The sequence below is a fragment of the Aliishimia ponticola genome (assembly GCF_004803475.1).
Taxonomy (GTDB): domain Bacteria; phylum Pseudomonadota; class Alphaproteobacteria; order Rhodobacterales; family Rhodobacteraceae; genus Aliishimia; species Aliishimia ponticola.
In genome coordinates, this window is record NZ_SRKY01000003.1 from 276,192 (window position 1) to 294,981 (window position 18,790).

An 18,790-nucleotide genomic window follows, 5' to 3' on the forward strand; every position below is an offset into this window, starting at 1 on the left:
TAACTACGACAATAGGCGTAAGATCAAGCGTCAGGCAAGATGGTTGCGAAGCGCGCCTCCTGCGCGACGAGAACCGCCTGCGTGCGGCTTTGCACACCCAGCTTGCGCATGATCGCCGTCACATGCGCTTTGACCGTGGTTTCCGCGATGGACAGATCATACGCGATTTGCTTGTTCAGCTTGCCCTCGCAGATGAGTTCCAAAATCCGTGCCTGCTGCGCGGTCAGGTTCGACAACCGGTCCACCGCGTCGACACTTGCCGCGCCCTCCGCGTCGGGGGCCGCATAGCAGGGCGGATGAAAGGTCTGGCCGGTTTCGATCACGCGCACGGCTTCCTCCAGCACGGTGCGGGCGCTGTGTTTGGGCACGAACCCGTCCACCCCAGCGGCAAAAGCGGCCGAGATGATGCGGTTATCGGTCAGCGACGACACGATGATCAGCGCGGCCCGCTCTGCTGCGCGGCGCAGCGAAATCGCGCCCTCCAGCCCGGAAACATCCGGCAGGTTCAAATCCAGCACGATCAGCGATGGCGGTCCCTCTGCCGCGACCAGCGCGATGGCATCGGCCAGCTTGTGCGTGGTGCGGACCGGTGCGCCCGGCACGACGCTGCGCATGGTCAGTTCCAGTGCATCGCAGAACAGCGGGTGATCGTCGACGATCAGGATCCAGCCGTCCTGAACGGGCTTGCCCTGACTGGGCGAAAGGGGGGGAACCGCAGAATTCATGCCCCCAGACTAAGCGCGCGGCGACAAAAGGTCACCTATCCATTGGTCGCAAATCCGGGTGCGTTTCATGCCGCCGCAGGCCTCGCCGGTTTCGGGTGATCCTCACGGGAACCGGGGCAGAGCGCGCGGCGGCGTCCACGCAAACCGGGCCACGCGCGCCGCCTGGATTGATGGAAAATTCACACCTCAGCGTCATGTTTCCCGCGCAATTTCGCCACGCGACTGTGCAATATACGACTTCTGCCACTTATCCACACCCGATCAAGAATTGCCCGCCGCCCATGCTTGCCGACATGTTTCCACAGCAGCTTCCCCGTCTGAGCGACGTGGTCACGCTGGGCCAAAGGCCCGGGGACGATCAGCGTATCCGCGACCAGAAGGCCGTTTGCACCTGCCTGCTGCTGCTGGTTCTGGCCACGGGCGCGTTCTATGTCACGGTGTCGGACGGCCCGCCCTTTCAACGCGGATTGGAGGCCAGCCTGATGCTGCTGGAATGCGTTGGCCTGGCGGTGTTGTGGTGGACGGGATCGGTGCGCAAGCTGTTCTACGCCTATATCCCGCTCTATTTACTCTCCATCTCTGTTCTGTTGCTGGTCTTCGGCACGGCAGAGGGCGACTTCGTCGGTTTCATCGGCGTGCCCTGCGCCGCGATTGTCCTGCTGGGCGTGCGCGAATCCTGGCCGTGGTTTCTGATCTGCCTCGCGGCAATGGTGACGCTGCCGATCATCGACCCGCTGATACCGGATATTCGCCACCCCGGATTCGTCAGCGTGAACAACCCGTTAGGGTCTATCTTTGATGCGCCGGATAAAAAGCCGATCGACCCGATCGAGGGGTTCAGCCTTGGCGGGATTGTCGCGGTCATCTACTTTCTGTTTCGCGCGTTCAACGTGCAGCTCAGCCGCGCGCGCCATGCGGTCGAGACCGAGAAAGCCAAGGTTGACCGGCTGATGGCGTCGATCTATCCCGCCTCGGTCGCTGCCCAGCTCAAGGAAGACAGCGCGGCGCAGATTGCCATGCAGCACCCGTCCGTGACGATCCTCTTTGCCGATGTGGTCGGATTCACGCCCATCGCCGCGCAGCAGGATGCAGCCGCGCTGGTCGATACGCTGAACGACATCTTTTCCCATATCGACCAGCTTGCCGGACAGTTCGGGGTCGAGAAGATCAAGACCATCGGCGACGCCTATATGGGCGCGTGCGGCTTGAATGATGACGGGCGCGATCACCTGCAACGGGCGGCGCGCTTTGCCCTTGCGCTGGTCGAAAGCAGCGATGCGCTGCAACGTCCCGGCGCAGCGCCGATCCAGTTGCGCGTCGGGCTGCATACCGGTCCGGTGACAGCCGGCGTGCTGGGGCGGACCCGGCCGCATTATGACATCTGGGGCAACACGGTGAATATCGCGGCGCGGCTCGAAACCTCTGGCGCGGCGGGTCAGGTTCAGATCCTGGCCGACATCGCGGCAGAGCTTGGCCCCGGCTTTACCACCAGCGCGCCGCGGCAGGTGGATTTCAAGGGGCTTGGCCCCCGGCAGGTGGTTACGCTGACCAGCGCGGCGCGCGCCCAGCGGCCGTTCCCGCCCCTGTCCCCCGCAGACTGATCCCCAATCTGATCGCCCCATACTGATCGCCGCGACAGGTTCGGAAATCAGACGGATGGGCAGCAAAAAGGGCGCGCAGCGATTGCCACGCGCCCATCTGACCGAACGAAGGGAGTATCAGTTCGCGCTGGCCAGTTGCTTGGGCAAACGGAAGGTCCAGAGCATCCCGCCTTGGTTCAGGTAGTTCACCTTCTTGGCGACCTCGCCGCCCCAAAGTGGAACCGCGCCACCCCAACCGGAGATGATGGAGACATACTGTTCGCCGTCCTGTTCCCAGGTGATCGGCTGGCCGACAATGCCGGAGCCGGTCTGGAATTTCCAAAGCACCTCGCCGGTTTCGTCATCCAGCGCGATGAACGCGCCCTCGGGCGTGCCGGTGAAGACAAGGCCGCCGGCCGTGGTCATCACACCCGCCCAAAGCGGCGCGTTGTTCTTGTATTCCCACTTCAGCTCACCGGTGTCGGGGTCAATCGCCTTGAGCGATCCGATATGGTCCTCGTACATCGGTTTGATTGTGAAGCCGGACCCAAGATAGGCCGCGCCTTTCTTGTAGGTGATCGGTTCGTTCCAGATATCCATGCCCCATTCGTTGGACGGCACATAGAAATTGCCGGTGCGCTGGCTGAAGGCCATGGGCATCCAGTTCTTGCCGCCAAGGAAGCCGGGGGCAGAGAACACGACCTCGCCCTTCTTGCCGTCGGCCGCAGCGGCGGGATCACCCGGACGGTTTTCTTCGACAAAGATCGGGCGGCCATTTTCGTCCAGACCCGACGCCCATGTGATGTCCTTCACGAACGGCACGCCGCGCACGAAGTCACCGTCTTCGCGGTTGAGCACATAGAAGAAGCCGTTGCGGTCCGCGGTGGCAAAGCGCTTTTCGCCCGCACGGTTTTCATAGGCGACGACCTCGTTCACGCCGTCATAGTCCCAGCCTTCGCGCGGGGTGGTCTGGAAGTGCCACTTGATCTCGCCCGTGGCCGGATCGATGCCCAGACGCGACGCGGCATACAGGTTGTCGCCGCTATTGTCGTCCATCGGCTGCCCCGCTGCGCGCAGGTGGCTGTTCCAGGGCGCCGGGTTGCCGGTGCCAAAGATCAGCGTATCGGTATCGGCATCGTAAGAGCCGCCAAGCCACGTCGCCCCGCCGCCGGTTTTCCACATATCGCCGGGCCAAGAGGCGTTCAGCGTGCCGGTCATGGTGCTTTCTTCGCCGTTCAGCGTGCCCATATGGCCTTCGATCACCGGGCGCGTCCAAACGGTTTCTCCGGTCATGGCGTCGCGCGCCTGCACTTCGCCGACAATGCCGAACTCACCGCCCGAATTGCCCGTGATGACCAGCCCGTTCACGATCAGCGGCGCCGCCGTATAGGAATAGCCCGCCTTGTAATCGGCGATTTTCTTGCGCCAGACCACATCGCCGGTGTCCTTGTTCAGCGCCACGATGCGCGCATCCAACGTGCCGAAATAGACGTTGTCGCCATAGATCGCCGCGCCGCGGTTCACCACGTCACAGCAGGGCAGAATGCCTTCGGGCAGACGCGCGTCATATTGCCAAAGCTCTTCGCCGGTGGCGATGTCGATGGCGTACATCCGGCTGTAGGAGCCGGTGATATACATCACCCCATCATGCACGAGCGGCTGCGTTTCCTGCCCGCGCTGCTTTTCGCCGCCAAGGCTGAAGGCCCATGCGGGCATCAGGTTCTGGACGTTGTCCTTGTTGAGAATATCAAGCGGGGAGTAGCGTTGCAGATGCCGTCCCATGCCGTTGGTCAGAACGTCCCCGGTCGAGGCCTGATCGTTGGCCAGCATGTCCTCGGTGACTTCCGCTTGCGCGCTGAAACTGCCTGCAAGCAAACTGGCCAATGCGGCCAGAACAAAGCGGTTCATGTGTTTCCTCCCTGATTTCGCGAGTCGGTCCCTTGCCGGCGCGCGTCTACGGGGTGGATTATCCCGAGAACGCGCGCTTCGCGAAATGCAACTATGGTCGTAGCGTCAACTTGGCCCGCAAATGCGACTGGATTGACCGGCGAACGCCCCGGCGTGCCGGGCGCGGGGCGCTGCATGTCGGGCGCGTGTCAGTCGCTGATCGCCTTGTTGCCCGCCACGTCCGAAATGCTGGTCAGGTAGAACAGGATGAAGTCCTGCACGGTGCGGTCTTCGATGCCCACATGGCGCATCTTGGTGCCCGGCATGAAGCCATCGTTATCCTCCAGCCATGCGCGCAGCGCCGCCGGGGTCCACACGATGCCGGACGCTTCGAGCGCGATGGAGTAATCGTAATCGACCACGCTGCCCGCCGCGCGCCCCACGACGTTTTCAAGGGGCGGGCCATAAGACGGGTCTTGCGAGCCGACAGCATGGCAGCGGCGGCATTCCTTTTCGAACAGGGCCTGCCCGGCCTGCAATTTGATTTCGTCAAAGTTATCGGCCAGCGCCGGGCCAGCGGCCAGCACGGCAAGAAAGGGGATCAGGGTCAATTTCATCGGAACGCTCCGTGTTGAGACTGCCTTGACAGAAGCGGTGCCCGCCACCCTGCCCCATGATCTGGATCAAATTTGCGACCATGGTCGAAGCCTGCCATGCCGGGATCGGGCGCACGCTGCACTTACCCGATGGAAAGCCGCGCCCGCTATACCGCCGCTTGCAGCTGCACCTGTCCTCGCCTTTCGCCGGTAATATAGCTCCGGTCGGCGCGGACGCGATCAGGAACGATGGTCGTTTCCAATGTACCGCCCGTGGCCCTGTTGGCGACGCGGCAGCCATCACGTTTACCCAGGCAGGCCTGCCGCCCTGACGCGATCCAGTTCTCATAGCGCATCCGTTACAGCGCAACTTGCCCGCCGGAGATAGTCCGCCGCGGGCCGTTGCCGCTTAGCCGCCGCGATTGGTCAGCCCGCGCGCCGGGTCATAGGCCCAGATCGCCAGCCCCCCCAGCACCGCCGTCGCCAGAACCGTCCAGCCCAGCGCGGACCAGTTGAGTTCCACGTAAAGCAGGAAGCGGATCAGTTCGACCACATGGGTGAACGGGTTCACCGCGCAGATATCGCGCAGCAGGACGGAGCTTTCGGCCATTTTCCACAGCGGATAAAGCGCCGAGGACAGGAAAAACATCGGGAAGATGACGAAGTTCATCACCCCCGCGAAATTTTCGAGCTGGCGGATGAAGCTGGACAGGACCAGCCCCAGCGCGCCCAGCATCACCCCGCCCAGGACCAGCCCCGGCAGTACGGTGACATAGCCCAGCGCGGGCAGCGTGATCCCGAACAGCGCGGCAACGCCAAGAAACGCATAGACCTGCACGATCGAGATCGCGGTCGAGGCCAGAAGCCGGCTCAGCAGCAACCACCAGCGCGGCAGCGGGCTGGTCAGAAGCAGGCGCATCGACCCCATCTCGCGGTCATAGACAAGGCTCAGGGAACTTTGCATCCCGTTGAACAGCAGCACCATCGCGCAAAGGCCGGGGACGATATAGACCTCGTAGGTGATGTAGGTCTGATAGGGCGGCGTGATCGACAGGCCCAGCGCGGCGCGAAAGCCCGCCGCAAAGGCCAGAAGCCAGACCAGCGGGCGCAGCAATGCCGCGAAAAAGCGCGAGCGTTGGTGAACGAAGCGCAGAAATTCGCGCGCCATGATCGCCTGCATCGCGCGCAGATAAGGTGTCACATCGGCGGCAGCGCTCATGCGGCCAGCCCGGTTCGGCTCAGGAACCAGTCTTTCAGCGGCGCGCCTGCGCGGATGTCCCGCGCGATGCCATCGGCCAGCACGCGCCCGCGGTGCAGCACCAGCAGGCGGTCGGTATCGCGGATTTCATCGGTCAGGTGGGTCGCCCACAGCACGCACATGCCCTGCTCTGCCAGATCATGGGCATGGGCGGTGATCGCCTCGCGCGAGGCCGCATCAAGGCCGACGGTCGGCTCATCCAGCAGCAGAACCTGTGGATCATGCAACAGCGCGCGGGCCAGTTCGGTGCGGCGGCGGTGACCTCCGTTCAGGGCGCGCACCTTTTCGCCCGCCCGTTCGGCCATGCCAAGGCGCGACAGCGCGCGGTCGATGCGGCGGGGCATGTCCGCCCGCGCGATTCCGTGCAGCGCCGCGAAATAGCGCAGGTTCTGGCGCACGCTCAGATCCAGATCCAGCGTCGGTTGCTGGAACACCACGCCCATCCGCGCCAAGGCGGCGCGCGGGTCCTGTCCCAGATCGTGGCCTGCGATCCGTATATGGCCCTGGGGCGCGACCAGAAGCCGGGTCAGCAGCGCATAGAGCGTGGATTTGCCCGCCCCGTTGGGACCAAGCAAGGCGCAGAACGTGCCTTGCGCGACGCTGAAGGAGACATCTTCAAGCGCGGTCTTGGCCCCGTAGCGAAAGCTGAGCGCCTCCGCGCCGATCCCCTTATTCAATGGTGATTTCAAGGCGTTGCGTTTCTCCGGTAGAGCCGGGAACCTTCAGGTAATAGCGGCCGGGCTTGATCGCGACAAAGCCGATTTCCATCTCTCCGGCCTCGTCGAATTCGATACTGTCCACCCCCAGCGGGCGGATTTCCAGCCCTTCGACCACGATCTCGTCGATCCAGATCGCGCGGAAGAATTCAGGCCCGACAAGGGCAAGTTCCTGGCTGCCATCGCCCTGGATCTCGAATTCGTAATACGTACCCGATTTCAGCACCCAAGGCGCAGAGGTCAGCGGAATGCCCGCGCCCAGCTGGATCGGCTCAAGGTCGGCCTTGTTTCTGGCGGACAGGATCCCGGCAAGGCCAAAGCCCTTGTCGTCATCGTCATCACCATCCGCCACTGCCGCGCCCATGGGCAGCGCCAGTGTCAGCAATGCGGTAAGGAGCGCCTTTTTCATATCGTTGTCCTTCGTTGAAATGGATGGAGGGCGTTGGGGTGGATGTAGGGTGCGCTTCAGCGCACCTTACGGTGTGGGGCGGAATGCGGCCCCCCATGGGAAGCGGCCGACCTTGATCGACTTGATCGCCTCGCGGCGGGCCACGTCGATGACGGTCACGTCACCAGAGACGCCATTGGTGGTGAAGACAAGGCTGCGGTCGGCGTTGAAATCCATGTGCCAGACACGGCGACCGACAAGGATATAGTCCTCCACCTCGTAGGTCTGCGCGTTGACCACGGCCACATGGTTCGACGGCCCCAGCGCCACGAAAGCGTGGGTGTCGTCATTGGTCATCTCGAATCCCACGGGCTGCACCCGGTCGGGATGCACGCCCTGCACCTCGAATTCGATCTTGGCCTTCTCGGCCTGCGTGGCCACGTCGAACACGGTGATCGTGCCGCCGATTTCGGCGCTGACCCAAAGTTCGGTGCCGTCCTTGACGAATTCCGCGTGGCGCGGGCGGCTATCGACCAGCGTGTTGGCGAACAGCTCCTGCTTTTCGGTGTCGATCCAATGGGCCATATTCGTCGTCTCGGAGGTGGTGATCACGATCTTCCCGTCGGGGCTGACCGCCATGCCTTCGGGTTCGATGCCGACATCGATCTGCGCCACCACGCTGCGGGTTTGCGTGTCCACCACCGTGGTGATCGCGTCGTCCTCATTGGCGATATACAGGTGCCGGTCATCGGGATGCAGCACGAATTGCTCCGGGTCTTCGCCCGAGGGCAGATCGTGCAGGATCTTGCCGGTCGCGGGGTCCATCACCTGCACCGTGTCGCTGTCAGAGGCGCAGATATAGACCACCGAATAATCCTTTGAGAACGTGATCCCGCGCGGGCGCTCGCCGGTGTCGATGGTGCGCGTCACTTCCATCGTCTCGATGTCGATCACGCTGATCGTGTCGTCCTTTTCATTCGTCACCCAAAGCTCATCCGCTGCCACGGGGGACAGCGATACGGCAAGGGCGGGGGCGGCCAGAAAGGCCAGCGTGCGCAGATCGAAACGGGTCACGGGCGCGTCTCCTTATTCTTGTTCAAACCGGGTGCAGCCGCTTTCGGGCTGGTCGAGGCCAAGCGTGTCGAGTTCCGTGCGCGCGTGCAGATAGCCCTCAAGCGGGGCCTGCGCGACAAGCGCGGCCCGGGTCACAAGCGGGATCGGCTGGCGCAATTGTCCGTTCCATGGGCGGAAGGACAGCGGGCGGCCTTTGAACCCGGCCAGTTCGAACGCATCGGAAAGCAGGAAGGCGCGCAGCGTGTCTGCATCGCCCGCATTGGTGCGGGTCACGGCCTCGCCCAAGGCGCGGATCGCGGCCCATGCGGCATAGTCATGTGGGGTCATGTCGCGCCCGGCCAGATCGTGAAACCGGCTGTGAAGCTGTGCCGCGCCCCATTGTTCGACCACCGGGGCCCATGCCACGGGCATCAGCCCTTCAGAGCCCGCGACCGGGCGTGGCTCCCATGTATTATAGGCGATGTAGCGGGCGAAATCGTTTGCCACGTCCGAGATCAGCAGCAGATCGTGCTTTGGCAGATCCTGCGTGAACAGCGGCACCTCCTGCGCGGCGTTGCGGCGCATGTCGGCATCGAACAGCCATTGCTTTTCCCCCTTGAGCGACATGCCGAACTTGGCCGCGCTGGCCCGCAGCGCCTGCGACCACGCGGCGTCCTGCGGCGCGGCGCCTTCGATTAGGGCAAGGTTTTCCCAGCGTTTCTTGCGCGCGAACTGCATCAGCGCGTCCGCCTTCATCGCATCGCTGGGCATGGTGTGCAGCAGGTTGGCGCGGCAACTGTCAGCGCGCAGCGCCGTATCGCCGGAACTGGCATTGAACAGGATCGCGCCCTGCGCCTCTGCCAAATCGGCGATGGACAGTTGCGACGCGGTGGGCGCGTCCAGAACAAGATAGGGCGATTGCGCCAGCGCGGCACGGGCGGCGGGCAGCAGGTCATCGTCCGGGGCGACCTCGACCACGGTCAATTCATAGGTCTGGCCCAGAAAGCGCCCGGTGGTCTGGTTGTCGCGCAGTGCCAGTTCCGCCCCGGCCCGGCCCCGGTCCTGCGGAATCGGATCAAGGTTCGACAAGACCGGGCGTGGGGCTTCGGCGTGGCGCAGCCACGTCACGCTGACCGCGACATCCGCCCAAACCGCGACTGGCGGCAGAGTGACGCCCATTATAACGGCCGCAAAACAGCGCGCAGCAATGCGTCGAAACATGGTGTCTTCGTCCTCCCTGCTGTCACGCTACACATCGCAGTTCCGATTGCGATACGACCTTTGTCGGACAGGTTTGCTGCCCTTGCGGCACCAAGGTCGAATTGGAGCGGCGGCGCGCGGCGCGATACAAGCAACGAAACCGACCCGAGGAGGACCGTGTCGATGATCCGCACCACATTTACTGCCCTGCCCATCCTGTTTGCCGCCGGTCTTGCGCTGGCACATGGCGACGTGGCGCCGCAGCCCGTAGACACCGCCGCCCTGCCCGATGTGGGCGAGGAATGGCTGATCGAGAATCCCTACCGCGAAGAGGCCGTGGGCCACGACGTCTGGACCAAGGCGATCGAGATCGGAAGCTCCGGTTACAACCAGAATTGCGCGCGCTGCCACGGGCTTGAGGTGATCTCGGGCGGGTTGGCCCCCGATCTGCGTTTTCTGGAGGCCGAGGAATATGGCGACGAATGGTATATGGAACGCTTCATCCACGGTTACACGCAGAACGGCATCACCAAGATGCCTGCCTTTGGCGAGCTTCTGGGGCAGAAAGCCGCCTGGGCGATCCGCACCTATATCGAGACGCGCCCGGATCAGGACATGGTCGATGAGTTCGGCGACGAATTGAAAGCGATGCGCGATCAGTTCTCGGCCTGGTCCGAGGATGCCAGCGGCGCGGATGCCGATGCGGTGATCGCGCGGCTCAGCGAAATCGCAGGCGAGATCGAAACGCTGTCCGGTGCGCCGGTGGCCGATAGTATCGCCCTGCGCGCGTCCAAGGTGATCGACGGCACGCCCGCGGCCTATGGGCGGGCGGCGGAAATCCTGACCGTCGGGTTGTCTGCTGCGCATTGATCCGACAGGCTGCCCGAATGATCAGGACGTTCTGCGCACATCTGGCCGTGATTCTGGGCACCCTGTCGGGCGTGGCCCTGGGCGTGTCGGGCACCGGCGCGCTGGCTTCGGACCCGTGCGCCGATTACGTGCCGCAGGCCAAGCCTCAGAACACTGGCCGCGATATCGTCGGCAAGGATCTGGACCAGATCATCGATCAGGGCTCGATGCTTTTTGCGGTCTATGCGGACAACCCGCCCTATAGCTGGCAAGATGGCGCGGTGCCGCGCGGGGTCGATGTGGACATCGCGCGGATCATCGCCGCCGATATCGGGGTCGAGCCGCGCTTCAACTTCGTGGGCGCGGGCGAAAACCTTGAGGCGGATCTGCGCAACAACCTGTGGAAAGGCGCGCTGATCGGCGGTCGAATCGCCAATGTGATGATGCGCGTGCCGTATGATTCCGCCTTCAAGTGCCGGGTCGAACAGGTCGTGTTCACCGGGCAATATGCGCGCGAGACCATCGCCATCGCCTATGACAGGGACGCTTATCCCGACGACCCGCCGGTTCCGGCCTATTTCCGGTTCGATACCGTCGCGGTGGAGAACGACTCGATCGCCGATTTCTACCTGACGCAACTGGTCGGGCCCACGCATATTCAGCGCTATCCCACGGCGGCGGCGGCGATGGCGGCGCTGCGCGCGGATAAGACAATGGCCGCGATGGGGCCTTTGGCGCAGCTTGAACATGGCGCGGATGAGGGAATCGCAATCCACCAGCCGCCCCTGCCCGGCTTTACCGTGGGCACCTGGACGCTGGGTGTGGGGGTGAATTTCCGGTATCGGCCGCTCGCCTATGCTGTCGATGACGCCATTCGTTATGCAATTGAGGACGGCAGGATCGAAAAGATCCATGCCGACTATGGCTTGACCTTTCAGCCGCCGATACGCTGAACTCATATCACGCGGCCACCGCGCACTTATCCATTGGTCTAATATCCGGCGCAAAGCTCTGCGCTTAGGCTTCGAAGAAATCTGGAAGAGGGAATGAGCTTATGAAAATGTCGGGATCCATCCTGATCGACGCTGACCGCGAGACCGTTTGGGCGGCGCTTCTGGATGCCGAGGTTCTCAAGCAATGCGTGCCGGGCTGTCAGGAGATGGAAGGTTCCCCCGAAGAGGGGTTTCAAGCCACCGTCGTGCAGAAGGTCGGGCCGGTAAAGGCCACCTTCAAGGGCGCGGTGACGCTCAGCGATATGGACGCGCCCAACAGCCTGACCCTGAGCGGTGAAGGCAAGGGCGGCGCTGCGGGCTTTGCCAAGGGCGGCGCGGACGTGCGTCTTGAGGACGAAGAAGGCGGCACCCGCCTGCATTACGACGTCGAGGCCAAGGTGGGCGGCAAGCTGGCACAGCTGGGCAGTCGCATCATCGACGGCTTCGCCAAGAAGATGGCCGATCAGTTCTTTGAGAGCTTTCAAACGGCTGTTGCCGGACCGGCAGCGCCCGAAGAGGGCGCCGAGGACGGGGCCGAGGTCGCCGATGCGGATGCGGATGGCAATCCGAAAGAGAAACGCGGCTGGTTCAAGCGACTTGTATCCAGCGACGAAAAACAGGGCTAAGGGAGAGATGTGAATGCCTGATATCAAGATGAAAGTGAACGGGGTCGAACGATCCGGTTCGGTGGAGGGCCGCGATCTGCTGTCCTCTTTCCTGCGTGACGATCTGGGGCTGACCGGCACCCATGTCGGCTGCGACACGTCGCAATGCGGGGCATGTGTGGTGCATGTGGACGGCGAAGCGGTGAAATCCTGCACCATGCTGGCGGCAGAGGCCGATGGCGCAGAGATCGTCACCATCGAAGGCATGGCCGCGCCCGATGGCACGCTCAACACCATTCAGCAGGCGTTTCAGGACCACCACGGCCTGCAATGCGGCTTCTGCACGCCCGGCATGGTGATGTCCGCATCGGCGCTGCTGAAAGAGAACCCGAAGCCGACCGAGGCCGAAATTCGCGCCTATCTCGAAGGCAATATCTGCCGCTGCACCGGCTATCACAACATCGTCAAAGCGATCATGGCCGCATCCGGTCAGGACGTGGGGGCGATTGCAGCGGAATAAACGGACGCAGGCGCCGCGCCCGGTCCGGGCGCAACGCAGCAACGACATGTAGGGTGCGCTTCAGCGCACCACCGTTTCAAGGGAGGAACAGATGCCCAAGGATCATGGCATTGGGGCCGCGCAGACGCGGCGGGAAGACGTCCGGTTTTTGACCGGTCAGGGAAACTACACAGACGACATCAACCTCAAGGGCCAGGCCTATGTGCATTTCCTGCGCTCGGATGTGGCACATGGCAAGATCGCCAAGCTCGACACATCCGCTGCGGCGGCGATGCCGGGCGTGGTGCGGATTTTCACCTCTGCCGATTTTGAAGGCGTGGGCGGCCTGCCCTGCGGCTGGCAGGTGACGGACAAGCATGGCGAGCCGATGCAGGAACCGGCCCATCCGATCATTGCCTCCGGCAAGGTGCGCCATGTGGGCGAGATCGTCGCCGCGGTCGTGGCCGAAAGCCTGCCGCAAGCACGCGACGCGGCCGAGGCGATCGAACTCGACATCGAAGAACTGCCCCCCGTCGTGGACATGAAAGCCGCGCTTGAGGCAGGCTCGGCCAAGGTGCATGACGATCTGACCTCGAACCTGTGCTATGACTGGGGCTTTGTGGAAGAGAACAAGGGCGCGGTCGAAGAGGCGTTTGGCAAGGCGGCCCATGTCACCACGCTGGAACTGGTCAACAACCGCCTTATCGCCAACCCGATGGAACCGCGTGTGGCCGTGGGTGATTACACCCGCCACAGCGACGAGAGCACGCTGTATACCACCTCGCAGAACCCGCATGTGATCCGCCTGCTGATGGGCGCGTTCGTTCTGGGCATCCCCGAGCATAAACTGCGCGTGGTGGCCCCGGATGTGGGCGGTGGGTTTGGCACCAAGATCTTCCACTATGCCGAAGAAGCGTTCTGCACTTTCGCCGCCAAGGCGTGCAACCGCGCGGTCAAGTGGACATCGACCCGGTCCGAGGCGTTCATGTCCGACGCCCATGGCCGCGACCACGTCACCACGATCCAGCTGGCGCTGGATGAAAACAACAACTTCACCGCGCTGCGCACCGATACGCTGGCGAATATGGGCGCTTACCTGTCCACCTTCGCCCCGTCCGTGCCCACATGGCTGCACGGCACGTTGATGGCGGGCAATTACAAGACTCCGCTGATCTATGTGAATGTGAAGGCGGTCTTCACCAACACGGTGCCGGTCGATGCCTATCGCGGCGCGGGTCGCCCGGAAGCGACCTATCAGCTGGAGCGTGTGATCGACAAAGCCGCGCGCGAGCTTGGCGTCGATCCCATCGCGCTGCGCCGTCAGAACTTCGTGACCGAGTTCCCCTATGCCACGCCTGTGGCCGTCGAATACGACACGGGCGATTATCACGGCACCATGGACGCGCTGGAGCGGATGGCGGATTTCGCCGGGTTCGAAGCGCGCCGCAAGGAAAGCGAAGCGAAGGGCAAGCTGCGCGGTCTGGGCGTCAACTGCTATATCGAGGCCTGCGGCATCGCCCCGTCCAACCTTGTGGGCCAGCTTGGCGCACGGGCGGGTCTGTATGAAAGCGCCACGGTGCGGGTGAATGCGACGGGCGGCCTTGTGGTCATGACTGGCTCGCACAGCCACGGCCAGGGGCACGAGACGACCTTCCCGCAGGTGATCGCGGAGATGATCGGCATCGACGAAAGCATGGTCGAGATCGTTCATGGCGATACCTCCAAGGTGCCGATGGGCATGGGCACATATGGGTCCCGGTCCCTTGCTGTTGGCGGCTCTGCCATGGTGCGGGCGGCCGAGAAGATCATCAACAAGACCAAGAAGATCGCGGCGCATCTGATGGAGGCCAGCGAGGCCGATATCGAACTGAAGGATGGCGCGTTCAGCGTGGCGGGCACGGATAAATCGGTGGCGTGGGGCGATGTCTGCCTTGCCGCCTATGTGCCGCATAACTACCCGCTGGAAGATATCGAACCGGGGCTGGAGGAAACGGCGTTCTATGACCCGTCCAACTTCACCTATCCGTCGGGCGCCTATGCCTGCGAGGTCGAGGTCGATCCGGAAACCGGCAAGGTCACGATCGAGCGTTTCGCCGCTGCCGATGATTTCGGCAATGTGGTCAATCCGATGATCGTCGAAGGCCAGGTTCATGGCGGGATCGCGCAAGGGGTCGGTCAGGCGCTGCTGGAAGGTTGCGTTTACGACGAGAATGGTCAGCTTCTGAGCGCGTCTTACATGGATTACGCCATGCCGCGCGCCGATGATCTGCCCTTCTACAGCGTCGATCATTCCTCGGCCACGCCCTGCACCCACAACCCGCTTGGGGTGAAGGGCTGCGGTGAGGCCGGTGCGATCGGCTCGCCCCCGTCCGTGGTGAACGCGGTCGTGGATGCGCTGCAATCGGCGGGCAAGAACGTGACCCATATCGACATGCCGTTGACGCCCGCGCGCGTCTGGGCGGCGATGCAGTGAGATAACGTCCGGACCCGGGGGGCCAGCCCCCCGGACCCCCCGGAGTATTTCGCGGAACAATGAAGAGGGGCGGTGGCCTCTCATGGGAGAAACAGGATGTATAATTTTGATTTCGAGAAGCCCTCGACCGTGGCGGATGCCGTCGCGGCTTTGGGGCAGGAAGATGCGCAGGCGCTGGGCGGTGGTCAGACGCTGATCCCGACGCTGAAGCAGCGGTTGGCGAGCCCGTCGAAGCTGGTCAGTCTGAAGGGGATTCCCGAGATGGTCGGGATTTGTCGTGGTGATGACGGCGCGCTGTGCATCGGTGGTGCGACGCCCCATGTGCAGGTTGCGGCGGAAGCGGGCGATTATCCGGCGCTGGCGGCACTCGCCTCGCATATCGGGGATCCTGCGGTGCGCAACCGTGGCACGATTGGCGGCTCGCTTGCCAATAACGATCCGGCGGCCTGCTATCCGGCGGCTGCCTTGGCGAGCGGCGCGACGATCAAGACCAATTCCCGCGAGATCGCGGCGGATGACTATTTTCAGGGCATGTTCACCACGGCGCTGGAAGAGGGCGAGATCATCACAGAGGTGCGTTTCCCGGTGCCGGAGAAAGCCAATTACCAGAAGTTCGTGCAACCGGCGTCGCGCTTTGCGTTGACCGGTGTGTTCGTCGCGAAATACGCGGACGGTGTGCGCGTGGCGGTGACGGGGGCATCCGAGGAAGGTGTGTTCCGCTGGACCGAGGCGGAAGCGGCCCTGTCGTCCAACTTCTCGGCCGATGCAGTGCCAAGCGCGCCCTCTGCCGATGGGATGATTGGCGACATTCACGGCACGCCGGAATATCGTGCGCATCTGATCGCGGTTCTGACCAAGCGCGCGGTGGCTGCCGCAGCCTGATCGGCGCGAACTTGGCAAGCGTTAGAGGGGTCGCCTTTCGGGGCGGCCCTTTTTCGTCAAAGGGTGATCAGGTCACCCGCGGTATCGGCCAGAAGGATACGGTGAATACCCGGCGCTGCGCGCAGGCGCCGGGCGAGAGGCAGGTCCGCGAGGCAGAGCGCGGTCGAGAGGCCATCGGCCAGCGTCGCAGTTTCGGCCACGACGGAGACTGTCCCCCAGCGCGGCGTGCCGCCATGGGGCGCGAGGATGTGGAAGCCTTTGGCCAGCCGCATCGCGCCGGGGCTGGAGGTCGCGATCGCCGCATCCTGTAGCGTGACATGGCCGAGCAGTTCGGCCCCGTCTTCGCCCTGCCCTGCCAGACCGAGCCGCCTTGCCGGGCCAAGGACGCGGTGTTCGCCGATATTCACGTGGACATCCTGCAGCCCGTGGGCGCGCAGCCGATCGGTGACCGCATCGGTGGCGAAGCCCTGGGCGATTCCGTTAAAGGTCAGGGCCTGACCCGGAGCAAGCGTGATCCGCGCGGCGCTGGCATGAACACGGGACCAACCCAGCGCGGCGATGGCCTGCGCCGGGTCGCCGCCGCGCGCATGGGCCTGCCAAAGCGGCTGCACGGTGGGATCGAAGAGCCCCTCTGTCAGCCGGTGGATATCGCCTACGTGGCGGAACAGGCGCAGCATCTCGGGCGCGGGATTTGCCAGATATCCATCGCGGTTGAGGCGCGACAGCGCCGAGGTGGGAGCAAAGAGGCTGAAGAGCGATTCAACCTCGCGGATCTGGTCGATGGCCGCCTTCAAGGCGGGCTGGGTGCGCGCCGCCGGGCCATGCAGGGTCAGGCTGGCTTCGGCGCCAAGCGCGCGTCCGGTCCAGCGCGCGGTTGCTGCCCGCGCGGGACCAGCCAGGGTCGTTGCGGCGACGGCGGCGGTGATCGTCAGAAAGCGGCGGCGGGTGGTCATTTGGCGGCCATCCTCATCCGGGTGTCTTTGCGGTCCGCGATGATCAGGGGCACGCATTGGCTGCGGTCGTCATGGATGGTCACGCAGTCAAGGCATTGGAAGCACTCGGAATAATCCACCTGCCCTTGCGGCTTGATCGAGCCGTAGCGGCAGCGCACCCGGCACAATTGGCACGGCGTGCCGCATTCCTCGCGCCGGGGCACCCAGCGGCGCAGGCGCAGCGCCCCGCCAATCGCCATCAGCGCGCCCAGCGGGCAGACATAGCGGCAGAACCCCTTGAACAGCATCATCGACAGCAGCAACCAGAACAGCGCGTAGGCGACGTAGTACCATTCGCGCATGAAGAAGGTGGTGATGGCAGTCTTGAAGGGTTCGACCTCGGCCGCTTTGTCGGTGTAATCGGGCGCGACGAACACCACCCCGACAAGCGCGGCCAGCACCACGTATTTCAGCCATTTCAGCCGTTTGTCCCAATGGGCGGGCATGTCGATCTGCGGCAGGCGCAGCAGGCGGCCCAGATGGCTGGCAAATTCCTGCAGCGCGCCGAAGGGACACAGCCAGCCGCAGAACAGGCCCCGCCCCCAAAGGAAAAAGCCAAGGATCGCGGCGGTCCAGATCACCAGCGAGAAGGAGTCATAGATCAGGAATGCGTAAGAGCCGCCCTCCAGCGCCGCGCGCAGCGTCGCCAGCGGCGTCACGATGGACAACTGCCCCTGCCCCCAGAAGCCGACAAAGCCGGTCACGGCGGCAAGGATGCCCAGCCGGATCGGGGTAAAGGCCCGCAGCCCGGCCAGCCAGCTTTGCCGCCCCCAGAGCAGTGCAATCAGCAGCGTCAGACCGACCCCGGCGATGGCCATGTCCACGGCCCGGCCGCGCAGCGCCTCCAGCCATGGCGGGACGGGCCTGGGCAGTTCGGGGCGGGTGAAAAAGCGTGCGTCGGTCTCGTGGGTCAGGTCCAGCGATTGCGACCCGATCTCGGGCTGGAACATGCCGTGTTCGCGCACCGCCTGCATGGACAGCGTCCAGGGCGCGCTGGGATCGAAGCCCAGCCGCCGGTCCGTGCGCAGGATCAGGCCGGACCCGAAATCGACAGCCTCGTGCAGCGCGTCCGGCACGTCGTCATGCAGTTCGATCAACAGGTCCGCATCGCGCAAGGCAATGGGAAAGCCGCCCTGCTCTGCCGAGATCCAATCGGGCGAGGTGTTTCGCACGAACGCATCCGACACCAGCCCGTGACGCGCGGTTTCGACGACCAGGATCGGCTCGTCAGTGGTGGAAATCTCAAGAAAGTTCTGAAGCTGGGCAAAGCCGTCATCGGACAGGACCGCGCGGGCGATGCTGGGCGGGCCAAGATCGACGACCCACAGATCGAGATAGGCCGCTTCGGGGGCCTCTTTCGCCTCTGGGTCGTCATCTTCCCAGAGGGTGCCTGCGAACATCTCGTCGATCTGGGCATTGGTGACGACAAGGCGCTGGGCCAGCCCTTGCGCGACGAGGTCGTCCCACGTCAGTGCTTCGTCCACGGCCGGGTCGGGATAGGCGGGCGGACCAGAGGCGATGCCACCCATCTTTTCGCGTGCTACCTGAAGCGCGGCGGCCAGCACGCTTTCATGGGCGATGCGCACACTGGCGGTGCCCTTCGTCACCCCGTCGAGATAGACCAGAGAGGAGCCTTCGGACGCGCCGCCATAGGGCGAGCCGACCACCAGCGTGTCGGAGATGGAATGCCCGCGATACTGATCGAAGAATTCGTAGAACAGCCGTTCAGGCAGGCCCGAGACGAAGATCGGTTCGTTATGCGACAGCAATTGCACGTCAAGGAACCGCCCATCGAGGTCCAGCGTCACCAGCAGGTTGATCGGCGCACCGGAAAAGCCGGGCAGCGGGGCCATCGGTTCGGTTTCGAAGACATAGCCGGCCTCTGCCCCGCCGGAATTGAGCAATTGGTAGACGCCCTTGTCGTTCAGGACCGCGCCCAGCGACATGGGCGGTTTGACGAGCGGTTCCAGCACCTCACGCGGGAGCGGCTCTGCCAATGCGGCAGCGGCCTGCACCAATGCGCAGAGGAACAGCAGAACCCGGATCATGCGGCAGAGATTGGCACCCCGGAGGCGACGCATGAAATTGGACTTTG

General features: G+C 63.9%; 18 protein-coding genes. 8 read left to right on the top strand and 10 right to left on the bottom strand.

Going from position 1 to position 18,790, the window contains the following annotated elements; all coding sequences use genetic code 11:
• Positions 1–23 precede the first annotated feature (23 nt).
• The gene (locus E4Z66_RS12510) at positions 24–725 is read right to left on the bottom strand and encodes a LuxR C-terminal-related transcriptional regulator (protein WP_136463360.1); all 702 of its coding nucleotides are present in this window, start codon (positions 723–725) and stop codon (positions 24–26) included.
• Between the two features lie 281 nt (positions 726–1,006).
• Here E4Z66_RS12510 and E4Z66_RS12515 point away from each other — a divergent pair, with 281 nt between their 5' ends.
• Entirely contained in the window at positions 1,007–2,326 is a 1,320-nt protein-coding gene (locus tag E4Z66_RS12515) for an adenylate/guanylate cyclase domain-containing protein (RefSeq protein ID WP_168797793.1), read from the top strand.
• A 117-nt stretch (positions 2,327–2,443) separates the two neighbouring features.
• Here E4Z66_RS12515 and E4Z66_RS12520 read toward each other — a convergent pair whose 3' ends face one another.
• Both E4Z66_RS12520 and E4Z66_RS12525 read right to left on the bottom strand, forming a co-directional pair.
• Complete coding sequence (locus tag E4Z66_RS12520; RefSeq protein WP_136463362.1) at positions 2,444–4,213, bottom strand: PQQ-dependent methanol/ethanol family dehydrogenase; 1,770 nt, start codon at positions 4,211–4,213, stop codon at positions 2,444–2,446.
• Positions 4,214–4,401: 188 nt separating this feature from the next.
• Positions 4,402–4,809 carry a c-type cytochrome gene (locus E4Z66_RS12525; RefSeq protein WP_136463363.1) on the bottom strand — a complete coding sequence of 136 codons (408 nt, stop codon included), beginning with the start codon at positions 4,807–4,809 and terminating at the stop codon, positions 4,402–4,404.
• A gap of 56 nt (positions 4,810–4,865) precedes the next feature.
• Here E4Z66_RS12525 and E4Z66_RS12530 point away from each other — a divergent pair, with 56 nt between their 5' ends.
• Positions 4,866–5,120: a hypothetical protein gene (locus E4Z66_RS12530; protein ID WP_136463364.1), complete on the top strand. Its 255-nt coding sequence runs from the start codon at positions 4,866–4,868 to the stop codon at positions 5,118–5,120.
• Positions 5,121–5,197: 77 nt separating this feature from the next.
• Here the strand turns inward: E4Z66_RS12530 and E4Z66_RS12535 are convergent, their stop codons facing one another.
• The 5 genes from E4Z66_RS12535 to E4Z66_RS12555 form a co-directional block, all read right to left on the bottom strand.
• Positions 5,198–6,007 carry an ABC transporter permease gene (locus E4Z66_RS12535; protein ID WP_168797794.1) on the bottom strand — a complete coding sequence of 270 codons (810 nt, stop codon included), beginning with the start codon at positions 6,005–6,007 and terminating at the stop codon, positions 5,198–5,200.
• The gene (locus tag E4Z66_RS12540) at positions 6,004–6,723 is read right to left on the bottom strand and encodes an ABC transporter ATP-binding protein (protein ID WP_136463365.1); all 720 of its coding nucleotides are present in this window, start codon (positions 6,721–6,723) and stop codon (positions 6,004–6,006) included. The genes E4Z66_RS12535 and E4Z66_RS12540 overlap by 4 nt, the downstream gene beginning before the upstream one ends.
• The gene (locus E4Z66_RS12545; RefSeq protein ID WP_136463366.1) at positions 6,716–7,171 is read right to left on the bottom strand and encodes a cupredoxin domain-containing protein; all 456 of its coding nucleotides are present in this window, start codon (positions 7,169–7,171) and stop codon (positions 6,716–6,718) included. The genes E4Z66_RS12540 and E4Z66_RS12545 overlap by 8 nt, the downstream gene beginning before the upstream one ends.
• Positions 7,172–7,237: 66 nt before the next feature.
• The gene (locus tag E4Z66_RS12550) at positions 7,238–8,200 is read right to left on the bottom strand and encodes a YVTN family beta-propeller repeat protein (protein WP_425456145.1); all 963 of its coding nucleotides are present in this window, start codon (positions 8,198–8,200) and stop codon (positions 7,238–7,240) included.
• A 36-nt stretch (positions 8,201–8,236) separates the two neighbouring features.
• Complete coding sequence (locus tag E4Z66_RS12555) at positions 8,237–9,382, bottom strand: ABC transporter substrate-binding protein (RefSeq protein WP_136463367.1); 1,146 nt, start codon at positions 9,380–9,382, stop codon at positions 8,237–8,239.
• Positions 9,383–9,586: 204 nt separating this feature from the next.
• Between E4Z66_RS12555 and pedF the strand changes: the two genes are divergently transcribed.
• From pedF to E4Z66_RS12585, 6 genes are all read left to right on the top strand, one after another.
• Positions 9,587–10,273, top strand: coding sequence for a cytochrome c-550 PedF (gene pedF, locus E4Z66_RS12560; protein WP_136463368.1), 687 nt, complete (start codon positions 9,587–9,589; stop codon positions 10,271–10,273).
• Between the two features lie 17 nt (positions 10,274–10,290).
• A complete protein-coding gene (locus E4Z66_RS12565) occupies positions 10,291–11,205 on the top strand; it encodes a substrate-binding periplasmic protein (protein ID WP_136463369.1) in 915 nt (304 codons plus the stop codon).
• A 101-nt stretch (positions 11,206–11,306) separates the two neighbouring features.
• On the top strand, positions 11,307–11,870 hold the full coding sequence (locus E4Z66_RS12570; protein WP_136463370.1) for an SRPBCC family protein: 564 nt from the start codon (positions 11,307–11,309) through the stop codon (positions 11,868–11,870).
• Positions 11,871–11,883: 13 nt separating this feature from the next.
• Complete coding sequence (locus E4Z66_RS12575) at positions 11,884–12,369, top strand: (2Fe-2S)-binding protein (protein ID WP_136463371.1); 486 nt, start codon at positions 11,884–11,886, stop codon at positions 12,367–12,369.
• A 91-nt stretch (positions 12,370–12,460) separates the two neighbouring features.
• Positions 12,461–14,821, top strand: coding sequence for a xanthine dehydrogenase family protein molybdopterin-binding subunit (locus tag E4Z66_RS12580; RefSeq protein ID WP_136463372.1), 2,361 nt, complete (start codon positions 12,461–12,463; stop codon positions 14,819–14,821).
• Between the two features lie 96 nt (positions 14,822–14,917).
• Entirely contained in the window at positions 14,918–15,703 is a 786-nt protein-coding gene (locus E4Z66_RS12585; RefSeq protein WP_136463373.1) for an FAD binding domain-containing protein, read from the top strand.
• Between the two features lie 56 nt (positions 15,704–15,759).
• Here the strand turns inward: E4Z66_RS12585 and E4Z66_RS12590 are convergent, their stop codons facing one another.
• Both E4Z66_RS12590 and E4Z66_RS12595 read right to left on the bottom strand, forming a co-directional pair.
• A complete protein-coding gene (locus tag E4Z66_RS12590) occupies positions 15,760–16,656 on the bottom strand; it encodes an FAD:protein FMN transferase (protein ID WP_136463374.1) in 897 nt (298 codons plus the stop codon).
• A complete protein-coding gene (locus E4Z66_RS12595; RefSeq protein ID WP_136463375.1) occupies positions 16,653–18,743 on the bottom strand; it encodes a 4Fe-4S binding protein in 2,091 nt (696 codons plus the stop codon). The genes E4Z66_RS12590 and E4Z66_RS12595 overlap by 4 nt, the downstream gene beginning before the upstream one ends.
• Between the last annotated feature and the right edge of the window lie 47 nt (positions 18,744–18,790).

What these genes read in the sequence shown, in the direction of transcription:
- E4Z66_RS12510 (WP_136463360.1), bottom strand. Translation starts at nt 725, where the DNA reads ATGAATTCTGCGGTTCCCCCCCTTTCGCCCAGTCAGGGCAAGCCCGTT.
- E4Z66_RS12515 (WP_168797793.1), top strand. Translation starts at nt 1,007, where the DNA reads ATGCTTGCCGACATGTTTCCACAGCAGCTTCCCCGTCTGAGCGACGTG.
- E4Z66_RS12520 (WP_136463362.1), bottom strand. Translation starts at nt 4,213, where the DNA reads ATGAACCGCTTTGTTCTGGCCGCATTGGCCAGTTTGCTTGCAGGCAGT.
- E4Z66_RS12525 (WP_136463363.1), bottom strand. Translation starts at nt 4,809, where the DNA reads ATGAAATTGACCCTGATCCCCTTTCTTGCCGTGCTGGCCGCTGGCCCG.
- E4Z66_RS12530 (WP_136463364.1), top strand. Translation starts at nt 4,866, where the DNA reads ATGATCTGGATCAAATTTGCGACCATGGTCGAAGCCTGCCATGCCGGG.
- E4Z66_RS12535 (WP_168797794.1), bottom strand. Translation starts at nt 6,007, where the DNA reads ATGAGCGCTGCCGCCGATGTGACACCTTATCTGCGCGCGATGCAGGCG.
- E4Z66_RS12545 (WP_136463366.1), bottom strand. Translation starts at nt 7,171, where the DNA reads ATGAAAAAGGCGCTCCTTACCGCATTGCTGACACTGGCGCTGCCCATG.
- E4Z66_RS12555 (WP_136463367.1), bottom strand. Translation starts at nt 9,382, where the DNA reads ATGGGCGTCACTCTGCCGCCAGTCGCGGTTTGGGCGGATGTCGCGGTC.
- pedF (WP_136463368.1), top strand. Translation starts at nt 9,587, where the DNA reads ATGATCCGCACCACATTTACTGCCCTGCCCATCCTGTTTGCCGCCGGT.
- E4Z66_RS12565 (WP_136463369.1), top strand. Translation starts at nt 10,291, where the DNA reads ATGATCAGGACGTTCTGCGCACATCTGGCCGTGATTCTGGGCACCCTG.
- E4Z66_RS12570 (WP_136463370.1), top strand. Translation starts at nt 11,307, where the DNA reads ATGAAAATGTCGGGATCCATCCTGATCGACGCTGACCGCGAGACCGTT.
- E4Z66_RS12575 (WP_136463371.1), top strand. Translation starts at nt 11,884, where the DNA reads ATGCCTGATATCAAGATGAAAGTGAACGGGGTCGAACGATCCGGTTCG.
- E4Z66_RS12580 (WP_136463372.1), top strand. Translation starts at nt 12,461, where the DNA reads ATGCCCAAGGATCATGGCATTGGGGCCGCGCAGACGCGGCGGGAAGAC.
- E4Z66_RS12585 (WP_136463373.1), top strand. Translation starts at nt 14,918, where the DNA reads ATGTATAATTTTGATTTCGAGAAGCCCTCGACCGTGGCGGATGCCGTC.
- E4Z66_RS12590 (WP_136463374.1), bottom strand. Translation starts at nt 16,656, where the DNA reads ATGACCACCCGCCGCCGCTTTCTGACGATCACCGCCGCCGTCGCCGCA.
- E4Z66_RS12595 (WP_136463375.1), bottom strand. Translation starts at nt 18,743, where the DNA reads ATGATCCGGGTTCTGCTGTTCCTCTGCGCATTGGTGCAGGCCGCTGCC.